Source organism: Nocardia lasii, assembly GCF_042658545.1.
GTDB classification, from domain to species: Bacteria; Actinomycetota; Actinomycetes; order Mycobacteriales; family Mycobacteriaceae; genus Nocardia; species Nocardia lasii.
Genome location: NZ_JBHSQN010000002.1, coordinates 118,819 through 133,612, shown reverse-complemented (window position 1 = coordinate 133,612; position 14,794 = coordinate 118,819). Strand labels below are relative to the sequence as shown.

General features: G+C 69.5%; 13 protein-coding genes. 2 read left to right on the top strand and 11 right to left on the bottom strand.

Annotated features, from left to right (window positions below):
- Positions 1-81: 81 nt before the first annotated feature.
- Positions 82-1,209, bottom strand: coding sequence for an epoxide hydrolase family protein (locus tag ACFP3H_RS04450; RefSeq protein WP_378599995.1), 1,128 nt, complete (start codon positions 1,207-1,209; stop codon positions 82-84).
- 63 nt (positions 1,210-1,272) lie between these two features.
- Between ACFP3H_RS04450 and ACFP3H_RS04445 the strand changes: the two genes are divergently transcribed.
- Complete coding sequence (locus ACFP3H_RS04445; RefSeq protein ID WP_378599993.1) at positions 1,273-2,229, top strand: helix-turn-helix transcriptional regulator; 957 nt, start codon at positions 1,273-1,275, stop codon at positions 2,227-2,229.
- Here the strand turns inward: ACFP3H_RS04445 and ACFP3H_RS04440 are convergent.
- The 7 genes from ACFP3H_RS04440 to ACFP3H_RS04410 form a co-directional block, all read right to left on the bottom strand.
- The gene (locus ACFP3H_RS04440) at positions 2,218-3,306 is read right to left on the bottom strand and encodes a serine hydrolase domain-containing protein (RefSeq protein ID WP_378599990.1); all 1,089 of its coding nucleotides are present in this window, start codon (positions 3,304-3,306) and stop codon (positions 2,218-2,220) included. The genes ACFP3H_RS04445 and ACFP3H_RS04440 overlap by 12 nt on opposite strands.
- An 80-nt stretch (positions 3,307-3,386) precedes the next feature.
- A complete protein-coding gene (locus ACFP3H_RS04435) occupies positions 3,387-3,635 on the bottom strand; it encodes a hypothetical protein (protein ID WP_378599988.1) in 249 nt (82 codons plus the stop codon).
- A gap of 82 nt (positions 3,636-3,717) precedes the next feature.
- Positions 3,718-4,296 (bottom strand): DUF308 domain-containing protein, encoded by a 579-nt coding sequence (locus ACFP3H_RS04430; protein WP_378599985.1) that lies wholly within the window; start codon positions 4,294-4,296, stop codon positions 3,718-3,720.
- Positions 4,293-6,602, bottom strand: a complete 2,310-nt coding sequence (locus ACFP3H_RS04425) for an ATP-binding cassette domain-containing protein (RefSeq protein ID WP_378601572.1) — start codon at positions 6,600-6,602, stop codon at positions 4,293-4,295. The genes ACFP3H_RS04430 and ACFP3H_RS04425 overlap by 4 nt, the downstream gene beginning before the upstream one ends.
- A gap of 111 nt (positions 6,603-6,713) precedes the next feature.
- Positions 6,714-7,919: a GNAT family N-acetyltransferase gene (locus ACFP3H_RS04420; RefSeq protein ID WP_378599984.1), complete on the bottom strand. Its 1,206-nt coding sequence runs from the start codon at positions 7,917-7,919 to the stop codon at positions 6,714-6,716.
- A gap of 48 nt (positions 7,920-7,967) precedes the next feature.
- On the bottom strand, positions 7,968-8,561 hold the full coding sequence (locus ACFP3H_RS04415) for a maltokinase N-terminal cap-like domain-containing protein (protein ID WP_378599981.1): 594 nt from the start codon (positions 8,559-8,561) through the stop codon (positions 7,968-7,970).
- Between the two features lies 1 nt (position 8,562).
- Entirely contained in the window at positions 8,563-10,005 is a 1,443-nt protein-coding gene (locus tag ACFP3H_RS04410; protein ID WP_378599979.1) for a S8 family serine peptidase, read from the bottom strand.
- Positions 10,006-10,261: 256 nt separating this feature from the next.
- On the opposite strand from ACFP3H_RS04410, the gene ACFP3H_RS04405 reads away from it, so the two are divergent.
- Positions 10,262-11,977: a glycoside hydrolase domain-containing protein gene (locus ACFP3H_RS04405; RefSeq protein ID WP_378599976.1), complete on the top strand. Its 1,716-nt coding sequence runs from the start codon at positions 10,262-10,264 to the stop codon at positions 11,975-11,977.
- A gap of 4 nt (positions 11,978-11,981) precedes the next feature.
- Here the strand turns inward: ACFP3H_RS04405 and ACFP3H_RS04400 are convergent, their stop codons facing one another.
- From ACFP3H_RS04400 to ACFP3H_RS04390, 3 genes are all read right to left on the bottom strand, one after another.
- Positions 11,982-12,167, bottom strand: coding sequence for a hypothetical protein (locus ACFP3H_RS04400; RefSeq protein WP_378599974.1), 186 nt, complete (start codon positions 12,165-12,167; stop codon positions 11,982-11,984).
- A 37-nt stretch (positions 12,168-12,204) separates the two neighbouring features.
- Positions 12,205-13,155 carry a coiled-coil domain-containing protein gene (locus ACFP3H_RS04395; RefSeq protein WP_378599972.1) on the bottom strand — a complete coding sequence of 317 codons (951 nt, stop codon included), beginning with the start codon at positions 13,153-13,155 and terminating at the stop codon, positions 12,205-12,207.
- Between the two features lie 413 nt (positions 13,156-13,568).
- The gene (locus tag ACFP3H_RS04390; protein ID WP_378599970.1) at positions 13,569-14,507 is read right to left on the bottom strand and encodes an NADP-dependent oxidoreductase; all 939 of its coding nucleotides are present in this window, start codon (positions 14,505-14,507) and stop codon (positions 13,569-13,571) included.
- Between the last annotated feature and the right edge of the window lie 287 nt (positions 14,508-14,794).

Below are 14,794 nucleotides of genomic sequence, written 5' to 3'. Positions count from 1 at the left end.
CGTACATGGGTCTCACCTCCTCGCGTGCTGTCACGGTTCCCGCGCACGCTATCAACGCCGCGCGAGTCCCGTCCACCCCTTTTACCGCAACCCCCGGAAGAACTCCCGCACGTCCGCGACCAGCAACTCCGGCGTCTCCATCGCCGCGAAGTGCCCACCACGGTCGAACTCGGTCCACCGCACGAGGTTGTTCTGCTTCTCGGCGATCCCGCGAATGGTGCTGTCGCCGGGAAAGAGCGCGACGGCGGTCGGCACACCGGAGCTGACCAGCTCGGCACCCCACTGCTGGGATTCCTTGTACAGGCGCATCGAGGAGCCCGCGGTGTCGGTGAACCAGAGGATCGCGATCTCGGTGAGCAGGGTGTCGCGGTCGAGGGTGTCGTCGAGCACCGCGGCGGCCGGGTCCTTGTAGGTGTTGACGACGTCGAGGACCCAGGCCAGCAGCCCGGCGGGCGAATCGGCCAGGGCGTGGGCCAGGGTGTGCGGGCGGGTGCCGTGCACGCCCGCGTAGGCAGACGTTTCCTGGGCGCTCCAATCCTGGAGCGCAGCAAGCTTTTCCTGGTCCTCGGCCGTGTACCCGGCACCGTCGTCGTCCCACGCGGGAATGGTGATCGCGGCGTTGAGGTGCACTCCGACAACATGTTCGGTGTCGATGCGACCCAACTGCGGGCCGATGAAGGATCCCGCGTCGCCGCCCTGGGTGCCGTAGCGGGGGTAGCCGAGTTCGCGCATCAGCCCCGCGATCAGTTCCGCCGAACGCTCGGTCGCGGCCTGGCCGGGTTCGCCGGTGGCACCGGAGAATCCGAAGCCGGGCAGCGTCGGGATGATGACGTCGAAGGCGTCGCCCGGGTCGCCGCCGTGCGCGCGGGGGTCGGTCAGGGGCCCGATCGTCGCCCCGAAGTCGGTGAACGGCCACCCGTGCACGAGCACGAGCGGCAGCGCGTTCGGCTCGGGCGAGCGCACGTGGATGAAATGCAACCGCTGCCCGTCGATCTCGGTGACGAACTGCGGACGCGCGTTGCGGGCGGATTCTGCTGCCCGCCAGTCGAATCCGCTGCACCAGTACTCGACGAGCTCGCGCAGGTAGTCGGTGGGCAGTCCGTAGGACCACCCGACACCGGGCAGCCCCTCGGTCCAGCGGGTGCGCGCGAGCCGTTCGCGCAGATCGTCGAGGTCGGACTGCGGGATATCGATCAGGAAGGGTTCCATGTCGACAACGCTAGGCACCACTTAGGTCAGTATCGTTCCTAAGCGCACGGCATGATGGAACCCATGTCCGACACGTCAGCCCGCCTGCTGCGCCTGCTGTCGCTGCTACAGACCCACCGCACGTGGTCCGGCGCCGACCTGGCCGACAAACTCGACGTCACCGCCCGCACCGTGCGCCGCGACGTGGAGCGCCTGCGCGGCCTCGGCTACCCGGTCCAAGCCCTACAGGGCACCGCCGGTTACCGACTGGGCGCCGGTGCCGCGATGCCGCCGCTGCTGCTCGACGACGAGGAGGCCGTGGCCGTCGCGGTCGGCCTGCGCACCACCTCCGGCGGCACCGTCACCGGCATCGAGGACGCTTCCCTGCGGGCCCTCGCCAAACTCGAACAGGTCCTGCCCACCCGCCTGCGCCACCGCCTGTCGACCCTGCAGCAGTCGATGGTCCGTGTCGCCGCCGACTCACCCCGCGTGCCCCCGGAAGACCTGCTGACCATCGCCGAAACCTGCCGCCGCCACGAACGCCTACGTTTCGACTACACCGACCACGCAGGCCGCACGTCCCGCCGCGACATCGAACCCGACTCGCTGGTCAACTTCAGCAGACACTGGTACCTGGTCGGCTGGGACGTCGACCGCGCCGACTGGCGCTCCTTCCGCGTCGACCGCCTGCACCCCCGCATCCCGACCGGCCCCCGCTTCACCCCGCGCCCCCTGCCCGACGGCGACGCCGCCACCTACCTCGCCCGCCGCCTCTCGGACACCTCATGGCCGTGGCGCACCACAATCACCCTGCATGAATCCGCCGACACCATGACCGACCGCGTCTGGCCCGGCATGGGCACCCTCGAACCCGTCGACGACACCCACTGCCTCCTACACCTGGGCGCCGACTCCCCCGCCTCCCTGGCCTGGATGATCACCGCCCTGGACGCCGATTTCACCGCCACCGACCCACCGGAACTCCTCGCCGCCCTGCGCACGGTGGGCGAGCGCTGCCGCCGAGGAACCTCACCCGCATAGCGCGCGAGCGAGCAGCCCACCGATGTCGAGGGCCGACGGTGTGCCGGTGAAGGAGTAGGTGACCGCGCGCCCTTCGGCGGTGGCACCGGAGATGGTGGTGAACCCGCGCACACCACCGATGTGTCCGACATACTGTGCGCCACAAGGCAATTCGGCATAGCCGACACCGAGCCCGTAGGACATGCCGTCACCGTTGCCCATGTCCACCCCGTCGAGCATGGCGCGCACTTGCGGCAACGGCACCACCTGTCCCGCGAGCAACGCCAGGTAGAAGCGATTCAGATCGGCGCCCGTACTGACCAGCGCCCCGGCCGCCCACGGCAGCGAGGGTTCCATGCGGGTGGTGTCCGTGACGCTGCCGTCCATGGTCGAGTACCCGGTGGGATGCGGTGCGCGCAGACCCGTTTCGCCGGTAGCGGGCAGATAGGTGTTCGACAGCCCGAGCGGACCCAGAATGCGCCCGCGCAACTCCTCGACATAGGTGCGCCCGGTGACCGCCTCGATCACCATGCCCGCGACGATGTAATTCGCATTGGTGTATTCGAACCGGGCGCCGGGCGCGAACCGCGCCGGCTGCGCCAATGCGAGCGAGATCTCCTGCGCCGGTGTGAAAGTCCGCCCCTCCACCGCCGCCCGGTACTCGTCGAGCTCCGCCGATGCCGGCTCGGGCAACCCACTGCGATGCCCCAGCACCTGACGAACGGTGATCGCCCGCCCGTCCACCCCGTCCCCGACCAGCACCCCCGGCAGATACGTCTCGACCGACGCATCCAACTCGACCCGCCCCTCACTCACCAGCTGCAACACGATCGCGGCCGTGAACGTCTTGGTGACACTCCCGACCCGCACATACTGCGCCACCTCGGCGGAAATCGGTGCCCCACTACCGATTTCAGCCCGCCCGGCCGTGGCAACGACGTTCTCGCCGCGCTCGGTCACGGTGGCGATCCCCCCGACCGCCCCCGAGCGAACCACCCCCTCCAGGTCGGCCCGTACGGCAACAGGCTCAGCCGAGCCGACCGCCGAGCCGGAAATCAGCAGCGCGACAGCGCAGATCGCAACAGTGAGAGTTCGCATACCTCGACGGTAGAAACCGCAGCCCTGCACCGACATCGACCCGAGGTACTGCGCCACCTACTACCGAGGTATCGCCCCGATCAACGACGACGGCGCAGCTCGTCCGCGCTCGCGCGCAAGGTCCCGGCGAGGATCTCGCGTCCCTCGTGCGCCAACTCGACCACTTCGCGGCCGCTCTTGCGCCCGGCATCGCCCAGAATCCCGGCCAGTGCTTCGCCGGTCCGCAGGACCGCGGCCGACAATTCGGTGACCAATTCTCGGCCGAGATCAGTTTTCGCCATCGCCCTGGCACTCCGTTCGTGCTGCACGTCGACCCGAATGTTCGACATGATCAGTGTACAGTCGTGCACTGAGTTGTCTACAGGCATTCTGCAGTCCTCGAATTGCGCTCCGGCACGGTCTGTTTCGCGATCAGAACTCGGTCCAGGCAGTGCGCGGCGCCTCGGTGGGAGTCCCGTGTGACGCACGCAGTGCCGCCCGTCCCAGCCCACCGGCGAGCATTTCCAGCACGCCGATCACCACCAACCCGGTCCCGGTCATGGTCGCCAGCCCGGTCACGGTCCGAAACGTCATCGCGACCACGGCGATCCCGAGCGCGGTCGTGACCAGCCCGCACACCTCGTGCATCCACCCATCGTCGAGGCCGGTGTCCCACGCCCCGACCAATGCCTGCACGACCCCGCTGACCGCCCACCCCATCCCGATCCACAGCGCGAGCAACTCGACAGTGCCCCCGGCGAACACCAACCCGGCCAGAATGCCCGCGAGCACCGCGCTGATCAGCACCAACACCCGCAGCGGGAACGCGATCCGCGCCACCATCGCCAGGTAGACCTGCACCGCGGTGCTCAGGATCAGCCAGATCCCGAACATCATCGCCAGGATCGAGGCGTCGCGTCCGGGCCACAGCAGCAACGCCAACCCCAGCACGAACGAGCAACCACCGGCGACGGCGATCACGATGCGGGTGCGGTCGGCGCCGGACGTCACGGCAATCGTTCCCGCAGGTAGGGCGCGGTCCGGCTGACCGGGTCGGCCGCCACCCGCTGTGGTGTCCCCTGTGCCACGATCCGACCTCCCTGCTCGCCCCCGCCCGGACCCATATCGATGACATGGTCGGCCCCGGCGACGACGGTCATGTCGTGTTCGACCACGACCACACTGGCTCCGCTGTCGACCAGCGAATTCAGTTGTGCCATCAGGATATCGGTATCGGCGGGATGGAGTCCGGTGGTTGGCTCATCGAGTAGGTACACGGTGTTGGCACGGCGGGCCCGCTGCAACTCGGTCGCCAACTTCACGCGTTGCGCTTCACCACCGGACAGTTCGGTGGCGGGTTGCCCCAGCCGCAGATACCCCAGGCCGACATCGCGCAGGGTCTGCAGGGCGCGCGCGACCACGGGCACGTCGGCGAGGAAGTCGGCGGCCTTGTCCACGGTCAGGTCGAGCACCTCGGCGATCGTGGCGTCGCGGTAGGTGATCTCGAGGGTTTCGGGGTTGTAGCGGGCGCCGTGACAGGACGGGCACGGACTGTAGGTGCTGGGCAGGAACAGCAGTTCCACGGTGATATACCCCTCGCCCTGACAGGTCGGGCAGCGTCCCTCGGCGACATTGAACGAGAACCGGCCGACACCGTAACCACGCGCCGTGGCCGCGTCGGTGGCGGCGAACAGCTTGCGCACGGTGTCGAACAGCCCGGTGTAGGTGGCCAGGTTCGAGCGCGGGGTCCGCCCGATCGGCGCCTGATCGACCTCCACCACCCGCACGATCGCCGGATCCGCCTCCGAAGCGGTCGAAACAGCATGCAGGAGTGTCGATTTGCCCGACCCGGAGACACCGGTGATCGCGGTGAACACCCCGAGCGGGATGTCGGCGTCGAGATCACGCAGGTTGTGGCTGGTGACCGCGCGCAGCGCCAGCTCGCCGGTGGGCGTGCGGGGCGCGCGCGGCGGGCGGGTGATCTCGTCGAACAGATACGGCCGCGTCACCGAGTCGGCGACCCCGCGCAATCCCTCGACCTCCCCGGCGTAGAGCACCGTGCCGCCGTGCACCCCCGCGCCGGGACCGATGTCGATGAGCCAGTCAGCATGGCGGACCACGTCGAGATCGTGTTCGACCAGGAACACACTGTTGCCCGAATCCTTCAGCCGCCCCAGCACTTTCGTCAGCGCGGCGGTGTCGGCCGGATGCAGCCCGGCCGAGGGCTCGTCGAGAATGTAGACCACACCGAACAGTCCCGAGCGCAACTGCCCGGCCAGACGCAACCGTTGCAGCTCGCCCCCGGACAGTGTGGGACTCTCCCGGTCGACACTGAGGTAGCCCAGCCCGAGTTCGATCAACACGTCCAGGCGCGAGGTCAGGTCCTGGGTGAGCACCGCGACAGCCTCGGTACCGGGCGTGAACGGCCGCAGCACCTCCACGAGATCACTCAGCGGCAGCCCGGCCAGCTCGGTGATGTTGTAGCCGGCGAAAGTCACCGCGAGCGCCTCGGGTTTGAGTCGACGCCCGTCACACAGCGGACAGACCGCGGTGTGCAGGTACTCGGCCGCGCGCTTCCTGGTCGCCTCGCTCTTGGACTCGGCGTGCGCGCGCAACAGCAACTGCTTGGCGCCGGTGTAGGTGCCCTGATACGGCCGGTGGATCCGATGCGGTTCGCGTTCCGGTTCGACCGTGACCACCGGCTTCTCCTCGGTGAACAGGATCCATTCGCGCGCCTGCGGCGACAGTTCGCGCCACGGCCGGTCGATGTCGTACCCGAGCGCGGCCAGCACATCGCGCAGGTTCTTGCCCTGCCAGGCCCCGGGCCACGACGCGATCGCGCCCTCGCGGATGCTCAGCGACGGGTCGGGAACCATCGACGCCTCGGTCGCCTCGTGCACCACACCCTGGCCGTGGCAGCGCGGACACGCCCCTTCGACGGTGTTGGGCGAGAACGCGTCGGAGTAGAGCAGGTTGGTGCCCTCGGGGTAGTGCCCCGGCCCGGTTCTGGCCGGACCGTCGGGGTAGTCGCCCTCGCGCGACATCAGCATCCGCAGGGTGTTCGAGATGGCGGTCACGGTGCCGACGGTCGAGCGCGACGAGGGCGAGGACCGGCGTTGCGCCAGCGCCACGGTCGGCGGCAACCCGGTGACGGTGTCGACATCGGGGGCTTCGACCTGGTGCAGCAACCGGCGAGCATACGGCGCCACCGACTCCAGGTAGCGGCGCTGGGATTCGGCGTAGAGGGTGCCGAAGGCCAGCGACGACTTGCCCGAACCGGACACCCCGGTGAACGCGACCAGGGCGTTACGCGGCATGTCCGCGTCGACGTCACGCAGATTGTGGACCCGAGCGCCACGCACCCGAACCGAAGAATCGACCTCGTGCGAATCCACAGCTACCCACGCTACCTGCCCGAGGGGTGGTTGCTAGAAGAACCAGCCCAACTGTGGCGCCCGCTCGGTCGTGAACGCCGCGTCGAACGCGCGCAGCACCGCGGCGTCCTCGGCCAGCAGTCGGTGCGCGGCGGCGAAGGTCTTCGCCCGCACCCCGCCGAAGTAGAGCCCGCCCAGCACGTTGATATCGCAGCGCAGCGCGGCGTCGCGGGTGGTCGGTTCGCATTCGGCGACGCCGTCGCGGATCCGCAGGGCGAAGTTCCCGCCCGCGCCACGGAACGGGTCGTGCACCGCGAGCACGGTGTCGAGATCGCCACGGTAGGTGCGCGCGGTGAGCGCGGCGGGGATGTCCATGACCCGCGTCCACAGCGAATCGCCACGACGGGTCACCTGGACCGCGCGCGGGTCGGTGAGCAGGTAGGACAGGGGGTCGTCGTCGGCGATCTCGGCCTCGACGAGCTCGACCAGGTCCAGGCCGAGCAGCACCCGCCACAGCGCGGCGTGCGCGTCGGGGGTCACCGCGCGGAACTCGGCGACGATCGCCACGCCGCGACCCTCGCGCGCGGACCGCCGATACAGGGCGTAACCGTCGGCGTGCAGCAGCGCGAACAGGGTCGTGGCACCGCGACGCTGCCGTTCCACATCGGCGAAGACCATGTCCCATTTGGCGTCCGGGCGTGCCTGCGCGCCGGGGGTGACCTGCTGCCACCGCCGGTAGATCTCCCGGATCCGCGGCGCGACATCGACCGGCGTCTCGAGGGTGACCCCGCCGGGATCAGGTGTGGTGGAACGGAATTGGGCCCGTCGCGTCTCGATGGCGATCCCGGTGTCGAGCACCGACACCTCGTACCCGAACCGCCCGTAGATCGTGCCCTCACTGGCGGTGAAGATCGTCAACGGCATCCCCTCCGCCTCGGTCCGCTCGTGCTGCGCCCCGTACAGCTCGCGCAGGATCCCGCGCCGCCGATGCGTCGGCGCCACCGACACCCCCGACACCCCGCACACCCGCACGCCCCGATCCCCCGGCACGGTCACCGTCATCGGCAAATCCACGGTATGCCCGACGACCCGGTCACCGTCGACGGCGACCAACGCCCGCTCGACCGGAAAGATCCGACCACGGAACTCGTTCTCGTCGCCGCCGAACCGGATCCCGAACCCGGCTTCCTGCAGCGCGGTGATCGCCGCGACATCGTCGGCGGTAGCCGCCCGGACCGAAACACTCTTCGCCGAAACCATCCCCGTACCCTCCCACGCCCCCGCCACCGGGTACAGCGGATTTCCGACCTACCCGACAGTGACCAACTCGACCACCGACCCCGAGTCCGCGGGCGCCACGATCGAGCCCACACAGTCGAGTCGCGTCACGACCGGCACCCGATGAAATCGCACGACCGTGGAGCCGAGAGCGACGGCGGTGTGCGCGCTATCGTCCACCGCCACGCCGAGCTCCCCGGCGAGCAGTGCGGCCCCGACCCCGGTGACCACCACGGTCGAATCGACGGTGTCGCTGTCGTTCTGTGCCTGCGCGACAGTGCGACCGGTCAGCAGATCCGCGACCGCCCCGATCGCCACCGGGTCGCTGGTGGCGTCATAGATCCAGCGCCGCCCCAGCACACCGTGCTCGGCCGTGCCGACCAACACGGCCTCAGCCAGCGGCGCCCCACGATAGGTCAGCGGCACCTGATACAGCACACCGTCGGATTCGTCGACCACCAGCAGGAATTCGATCCCCACCGCCCCGGCGGGATCATCGATGCGGAACCCGCCGGCTTTACGCAGTCGCGGTGCGCTGCCCCGATACCAGGGCCGACTCGGCAACCAGGTCGTGAGCAGGTCGAGTTTGCTCGGGGTGACGGTGGTCCGGTGGATGACGGCCATGTCAGCCTTTCGCGATCATCGCGCGCAGGTCGGGCAGGGTGCCGATGCGCTGGGTGGCGGGACGGCCGGGGGCGGCGGTCTGGGCGGAGCCGGTGCCGCGCAACAGGTTTCGGACCTGTTCGGGGGTGGCTCGCCCGGGGCCGTCGGCGCGAATGCCCTGGTAGGCGGCGATGGCGCCGACGACGATGGGCGAGGCGCTGGAGGTGCCGCTGAATTCGTCGGTGTACCAGAGGTCTTCGTCGGGACCGCCCTGAAGATCGCCGTACCCGGTGGTGGTGACCTCGCGACCCCACCCCTGCGCGTCCAGTCGCGCACCGTAGTTGGAGAACCCCAACCGCGAGCGGGCCGGTCCGTGGTCGCGACCGTGCAGACCCGGCGGCGGGGCGCCCGCGCCGACCACGACCGCACCGGACTCCGCGCTGCGGAACGGATTCACCCAGGTCGCGGGGAAGTCGCCGGGTCGCGCGTCGTAGACGGCGTCGTCGAGGTTCTCCGCGCCGTTGCCCGCGGCTTCCACCACGATGATCCCGCGACTCACGGCGTAGCGGATGGCGGCCAGATCGTCGGGCCACCACTCGACAGCGATGTAGCCGCGCTGGTCCGGGGTGGCGCGGAAGTCGAACCGGGGTCCGGGACGGTGCAGTTCGATCAGCACGATATCGCCGGGGTGCAGGGCGTCGGCCGCCGAACGGATCGCCGCGGCCGAACCGATGCCGAAGATCGAGATGGCGCGGATGTGGGCGTCGGGGACGATGCCGGTGATTCCGAAGGCGTTGAGGTCGCCGCTGATCTCGCCCGCGACCGCGGTGCCGTGATTACGCCAACCCACATCCTCCGACGCGATGCCCCCGATCACTCCGCCCTGGTTCTCGCGCAGGTCCTCGTGGGTGAACTGCCACGCCCCCTCCACGTCGATCACCCGCACCCCGGTGCCCAGCCCACCCGGCCGCCCGTGCGCCCACAGGGCATCGATCCCGTTCGGCGCCGCCCCGAGATAGGCCTGCCTGGACCGGAAATCGGGGGTGACCGACGGTGCCTGCGCCACGACGGTGTTCTCGGCCAGGGGCGCCAGCGGTGGTTCGGCCGCGGGCTTGACGTAGGCCGAGACCACGGTGTCCTCGGCGCGCAACCGGTCCGCGAGGTCGCCGAGGTCGCCCACATCGCCGTGCACCGAGTAGTAACTCAGGTACTCACCCGCGACGGACTCCTGCGCGGTGTCGGCGAGCCGGGCCGCGAGCCGGTTGTCCGGCCCGAACACCGGCACCAGATGCGCGGTGGCGGGCAGTAACTCATCGACCCGGCCGCGCACGGCCCGGTTCTCGCGCAGCGTGCTCGGCGTGATCTCGGGACCGGTCGGGATGGTGACGACGATCAGTTCGCCCGGCGCGACGGCGGGTGCGGGCGCCCCTGATCGTGGCTGTCGGCTGGATCGAGTGGAGGCCATGGATACCAGTCAACCGTGCCGAACCGCGACCCGCTACCGTTCTGCCACACCAGTATTGGTGACACGCCGACACCGGCTCACGCACAATCGATTCAGGTCCACGAACCACGGTGCAGGAGTGAATGTTTCACTTTACAATGGTGCACGGTGAGATTCTCACCCGGCGCCGCGCCTCGGGTGCCGAGCGTAAACCATTGCGATAGTTCCACCAGTATCGGGAATTCCATCGGGTACGCAGTCTCACAGGGGGTCAATCATGTCCACAGCTGTTGATTTCGCGGCCAGGCTCATCGACCCGAGGGCGATCGCCGCGGCCGGGCATTCGGCGGTGCTGGCCTACATCTCACCGAGCCGCCCCGGCGCGAACTTCGGCGCCAAACCCATCACCGCCGACTACGCCCGCGCGCTCACCGCCGCCGGCCTCGACGTCGTCTCCATCTGGCAGTACGGCAAACCCGGCGACCCGACCCCGTCGGACTGGACCACCGGTTTCGACGGCGGCCGCCGCATGGGCGAACAGGCTCTGGCCACCCACCTCAGTGTCGGCGGCCCGCGGCACGCGCCGATCTTCTTCGCCGTCGACGAGGACATCACCCTCGCCCAGTGGAACAGCACCGCCGTCGACTTCTTCCGCGGGGTCAACGCGGTCCTCGGCGTGGACGCGACCGGGATCTACGGTCACTCGCGGGTGTGCGCGTGGGCGATCGAGGACGCGGTGGTCGGCGCGCGCGGCCAACACAGTTGGGCATGGCAGACCCGCGCCTGGTCGGGCACCGAACGCGAACCCCGCGCGGTGCTCTACCAGCGCGTCATCGACACCCCCGCCAACCCGGGCCCGCTGATCGACGGCACCCGCGTCGACGTGAACGACATCCTCGCCGCCGACTTCGGCCAGTGGGCGATCGACCGTTCGGTGACCGCGCCCCCGTTCACCGAGATCGACCGCCTCGGCCGCTCGCACTCCTCCCGCAACGGCACCCGGATCACCAATTTCATCCTGCACACCCAGGAGGGCAACGGCACCGCCGAATCGTTGGCCGCCTACCTGAACAACCCCGCCAACGGCGTCTCCTACCACTACACCCTGCGCGACTCGGTGCTGGCGCGGGTCGTGCCCGAGGAACTCGCGTCGTGGTCGGTGCTGTCGGCGAACCCGTTCACCGTGAACCTGTGTTTCGCGGGCAGTCGGGTCGCGTGGTCGCGGGCGCAGTGGACGGCGATCGATGCCGACCTGCGGATCGCGGCGTTCGTCGCGGTGCGCAGCGCGCGCAGACACGGCTACGCCACCGACGTGATCGCCCCGAACTACCGTGTCGGCGAAGGCATCACCGATCACCAGTACGTCACCCGCGCACTCGGGATCGGCTCACACACCGATGTGGGACCGAACTTTCCCTGGGATGTGTTCGCCGGTCACGTCGCCGCGTTCGTCGGCGGCGGCGGCGGTTTCAACGCGATCGATGCCCGTGCCGCGCAGACACCGTGGTTGGGTGCGCGCCGCACCGAAGGCGAACGCCCCACCGCCGACGGCATCGGCCGATTCGCCGAGTTCGAACACGGTTACGTCTACTGGCATCCGAGCACCGACGCCCACGCCATCCCGACCGCGATCATGAACAAATACGCCGAATTGCGGTGGGAGCGTGGCCCCCTGGGCTACCCGACCGCCGAACGCGGCGAACTGCCCGACCCGCGCGGCACCGGTCCCGCACTCGCGCAAGCCTTCCAGGGCGGCACGGTCTACCGACGCGCCGGGCAGCCCGGCTACTGGGTGCACGGCGCGATCGGTGCGCGCTGGGCCGCGGCCGGACACCAGAACGGCGAACTCGGCTGGCCCGTCTCCGACGAAACCCCGCACGACGACGGGGTCTACCAGGCGTTCGAGTTCGGCCGGATCTACTGGGTGCCCGAACAGATCGTCGCCCTGCGCAATTCCGGCGACCCCGACACCCCGTTGGCGCGTCCCGCGTGAGGCGTCAGGCCAGGATGATCGCGAGGGTGGTGGCGCCGACGCTGAGTAGCAGCGCGACCACCACCAGGATCGCGATCAGGCGCGTGCGCGAGGACGGGCCGGTGTAGGTTTCCTCGGCGTTCAGCATGTCGTCGATGTCGATGGCGGCGAACTCACGGGTCGATTCCAGAGGGCCGGGTTGCTCGGTCATGTGCGTACGGTAGTCCAGGTCGGGGCCCGCCGCCCACTCACGTCCGCGCCACCGGGGTGCGGGCGGCGGCGAGCAGTTCGTCGAGTTGGGTTTCGGCGCGTTCGGCGCGGGCCAGTGTTTGGCGGCGGGCGTCGTCGAGCGCGGCCCACCGTTCGGCGGCTTCGGCGCGCACCCGCTCCAGCGCGGCCGCGGATTCGTCGCGGCGCTGTTGTGTTTCGGCGAGGGTGGTGCGGCGCAGTTCGGCGAGTTCGGCTCTGGTGCTGTCGAGTTCGGTGCGCGCGGTGTCGAGTTCGGCGCGGGCGCGCCGCCATTCTTCCCGCGCTTCGGCTGCGGCTTCGATGCGTTCGGCGGTCGCCTGCTCGGCGCGTTCGGTGGCCCGGTCGGCGTCGGCGGCGCGCTGGATCGCCAGGTCACGTTCGGCGCTGGCGGCGGCGATCCGGGCGTCGGCGTCGCGGCGATGATGCGCGACCTCGGTGTCGGCCCGTTGTTCGGCGCGGGCGACCGCCTGCTCGGCTTCGGACTTCGCCCGTTCGATCTCCTCGCCTGCCTGCTGTTTCGCCGCCCGCACCAGCTCCTCTGCCTCACTGCGCGCCGCGAACACGTCCTCGGCCGCCTGCCGGGTGAGCGCGTCCACCGAGGCCACGACCTCGTCCCGCGCCGCCAGCGCTTCGCCCACCGCCTGCTCGGCCGTATCCGCCGCGGCCACCGCGTCCTCGGCCACCGATTCCGCCAGCGCCCGCGCTTCCTCGGCCTCCCGGCGCGCCTGCTCGGCCGCCACCGTCGCCATCTCGGCCTCGGCGATCCGGCGCGCGGCATCGGCCTGCACCGCCTGGACCTGCGCTTCGGCCACCGACGGGTCCCCCAACGTCTGCAACTCGACCACCGCCGCGGTCAACGTGGTCCCCAACTGCTCGGCCAATCCCCGAAACTGCCCGAGCAACTCGTCGGCCCGCAACCGCGCCACCGTCACCGGCCCCTGAGCCGTCACAGTGACAGCAGGAACCCCACCCTCCGACTCCTGCTGCTGCCGTTGCCTTTCCCGCCATGCCCGCCACCGAGTGTGGTCGGGATGATCGCAATACTCCGACGGTCGCCCCGGCCCACCGGCGCGAGTAATCGGACGAGCACATCCCGGGAAGTTGCATACGCTGGACACCGCTGAATCGTAGCGTTGGTTTCGTCATTCGGTTACGTATCAGACGAAACGAAACCCGTGTCGCGCCTTCGGGTCTCGAAATCGGCCGCCCGATCGCTGACCGCCGATAAGTGAACATTATCGGGTGTCAGGATCTCAGCTCGTCCCGATCGACCGGGATTTATTTCCGTTTACGTTTGGTCACCACCTACGCAACGTAATTGCGACGCAACCACTCGAAAACTGTGCTCGGTCGCGAACCGCCCTTACCGGGGCGTGACGACGAGCTTCCCCCGCCGAATGTGACCGCTCTCCCCGTACGCGTGCGCGGCCGCGATCTCGTCGAGGACGAATCGCCGATCGATGTGGGTCCGGAACTTGCTCGCCGACTGGAGCGCGGCGATCTCGCTCAGCTGTCCCCGATCCGGATGCACGAACACCCAGTCCGCGACGATTCCGCGACCCCGGGCGAGGTCGAGCAGGCTCGGATCCGGGGTCGTGACGATGCGACCGCCCTCGGCGATGATGTCGAGTGACCGGGTGAAGACCTCACCGCCGACGGTGTCGAGCACCAGATCGACGCTGTCGAGCTGATCGGCGAAACTGCCGTCGGTGTAGTCGATCGGGATCGCCCCGAGCTCGGCGACGAACCGCTGGTCCGCCGGGCCCGCCGTCGAGAAGACCGTGGCCGCGGCGTTCACCGCGAGCTGCACGGCGGCGTGCCCGACCCCACCGGCACCGCCGTGGATGAGAACGCGCTGCCCCACCGACAGTTTCGCGACATCGAACAGCGCCTGCCACGCGGTCAGCGCCACCATCGGCGTACCGGCCAGCTCCGCGGGATCGACATCGGTCGGCGCGTGCGCGACGTCGGTCGCCCGAACGGCCACAAACTCCGCGTAGGCGTTGCCCAGCCCCGGAAACCCGGCCATGCCGAAGACGAGGTCGCCGACATCGAACCCGGTCGCATCCTGCCCGGTGGCCACCACCGTCCCGGCGACATCCCAGCCCAGTACCAGCGGCCGACCACCCGGAAGCTGTTCGGCCACGCCCCGCCCCGCCCGGGTTTTCCAATCCACCGGATTGAGCCCGATCGAGGTGGTCTCGATCAACAGATGACCCGGATACACCTCGGGAACAGCAGCGCCCTCGACCACCCGGAGCACTGCCGGGCTTCCCCACTCACGCACTTCGACCTGGCGCATCCGCTCGCTCCTCCACTCGTCCGGGCATCCGTCTTCGAGGTTCAGCAGCTCGACATGTCGAGTCGTTCGCTGTACCGAGAATCAGGTGCGGCGGCACGAAGGCATCGCCGAGCTCTGAGCGCTGGTCACCCCAACGGTACCTCCGGAAACCGACATTGACGACTCCCCCTCGCACAGAGCGACCACCACCGGACTCGCCGTCACCGTCCGACCGTCACAACCCCACTGCCCACGCTCCGAAGCTGGTGACCGTTCGCCGAACCGGTGATGGCGCAGCGGTGCCGCGC

What these genes read in the sequence shown, in the direction of transcription:
- ACFP3H_RS04450 (WP_378599995.1), bottom strand. Translation starts at nt 1,209, where the DNA reads ATGGAACCCTTCCTGATCGATATCCCGCAGTCCGACCTCGACGATCTG.
- ACFP3H_RS04445 (WP_378599993.1), top strand. Translation starts at nt 1,273, where the DNA reads ATGTCCGACACGTCAGCCCGCCTGCTGCGCCTGCTGTCGCTGCTACAG.
- ACFP3H_RS04440 (WP_378599990.1), bottom strand. Translation starts at nt 3,306, where the DNA reads ATGCGAACTCTCACTGTTGCGATCTGCGCTGTCGCGCTGCTGATTTCC.
- ACFP3H_RS04435 (WP_378599988.1), bottom strand. Translation starts at nt 3,635, where the DNA reads ATGTCGAACATTCGGGTCGACGTGCAGCACGAACGGAGTGCCAGGGCG.
- ACFP3H_RS04425 (WP_378601572.1), bottom strand. Translation starts at nt 6,602, where the DNA reads ATGCCGCGTAACGCCCTGGTCGCGTTCACCGGGGTGTCCGGTTCGGGC.
- ACFP3H_RS04420 (WP_378599984.1), bottom strand. Translation starts at nt 7,919, where the DNA reads ATGGTTTCGGCGAAGAGTGTTTCGGTCCGGGCGGCTACCGCCGACGAT.
- ACFP3H_RS04415 (WP_378599981.1), bottom strand. Translation starts at nt 8,561, where the DNA reads ATGGCCGTCATCCACCGGACCACCGTCACCCCGAGCAAACTCGACCTG.
- ACFP3H_RS04410 (WP_378599979.1), bottom strand. Translation starts at nt 10,005, where the DNA reads ATGGCCTCCACTCGATCCAGCCGACAGCCACGATCAGGGGCGCCCGCA.
- ACFP3H_RS04405 (WP_378599976.1), top strand. Translation starts at nt 10,262, where the DNA reads ATGTCCACAGCTGTTGATTTCGCGGCCAGGCTCATCGACCCGAGGGCG.
- ACFP3H_RS04400 (WP_378599974.1), bottom strand. Translation starts at nt 12,167, where the DNA reads ATGACCGAGCAACCCGGCCCTCTGGAATCGACCCGTGAGTTCGCCGCC.
- ACFP3H_RS04390 (WP_378599970.1), bottom strand. Translation starts at nt 14,507, where the DNA reads ATGCGCCAGGTCGAAGTGCGTGAGTGGGGAAGCCCGGCAGTGCTCCGG.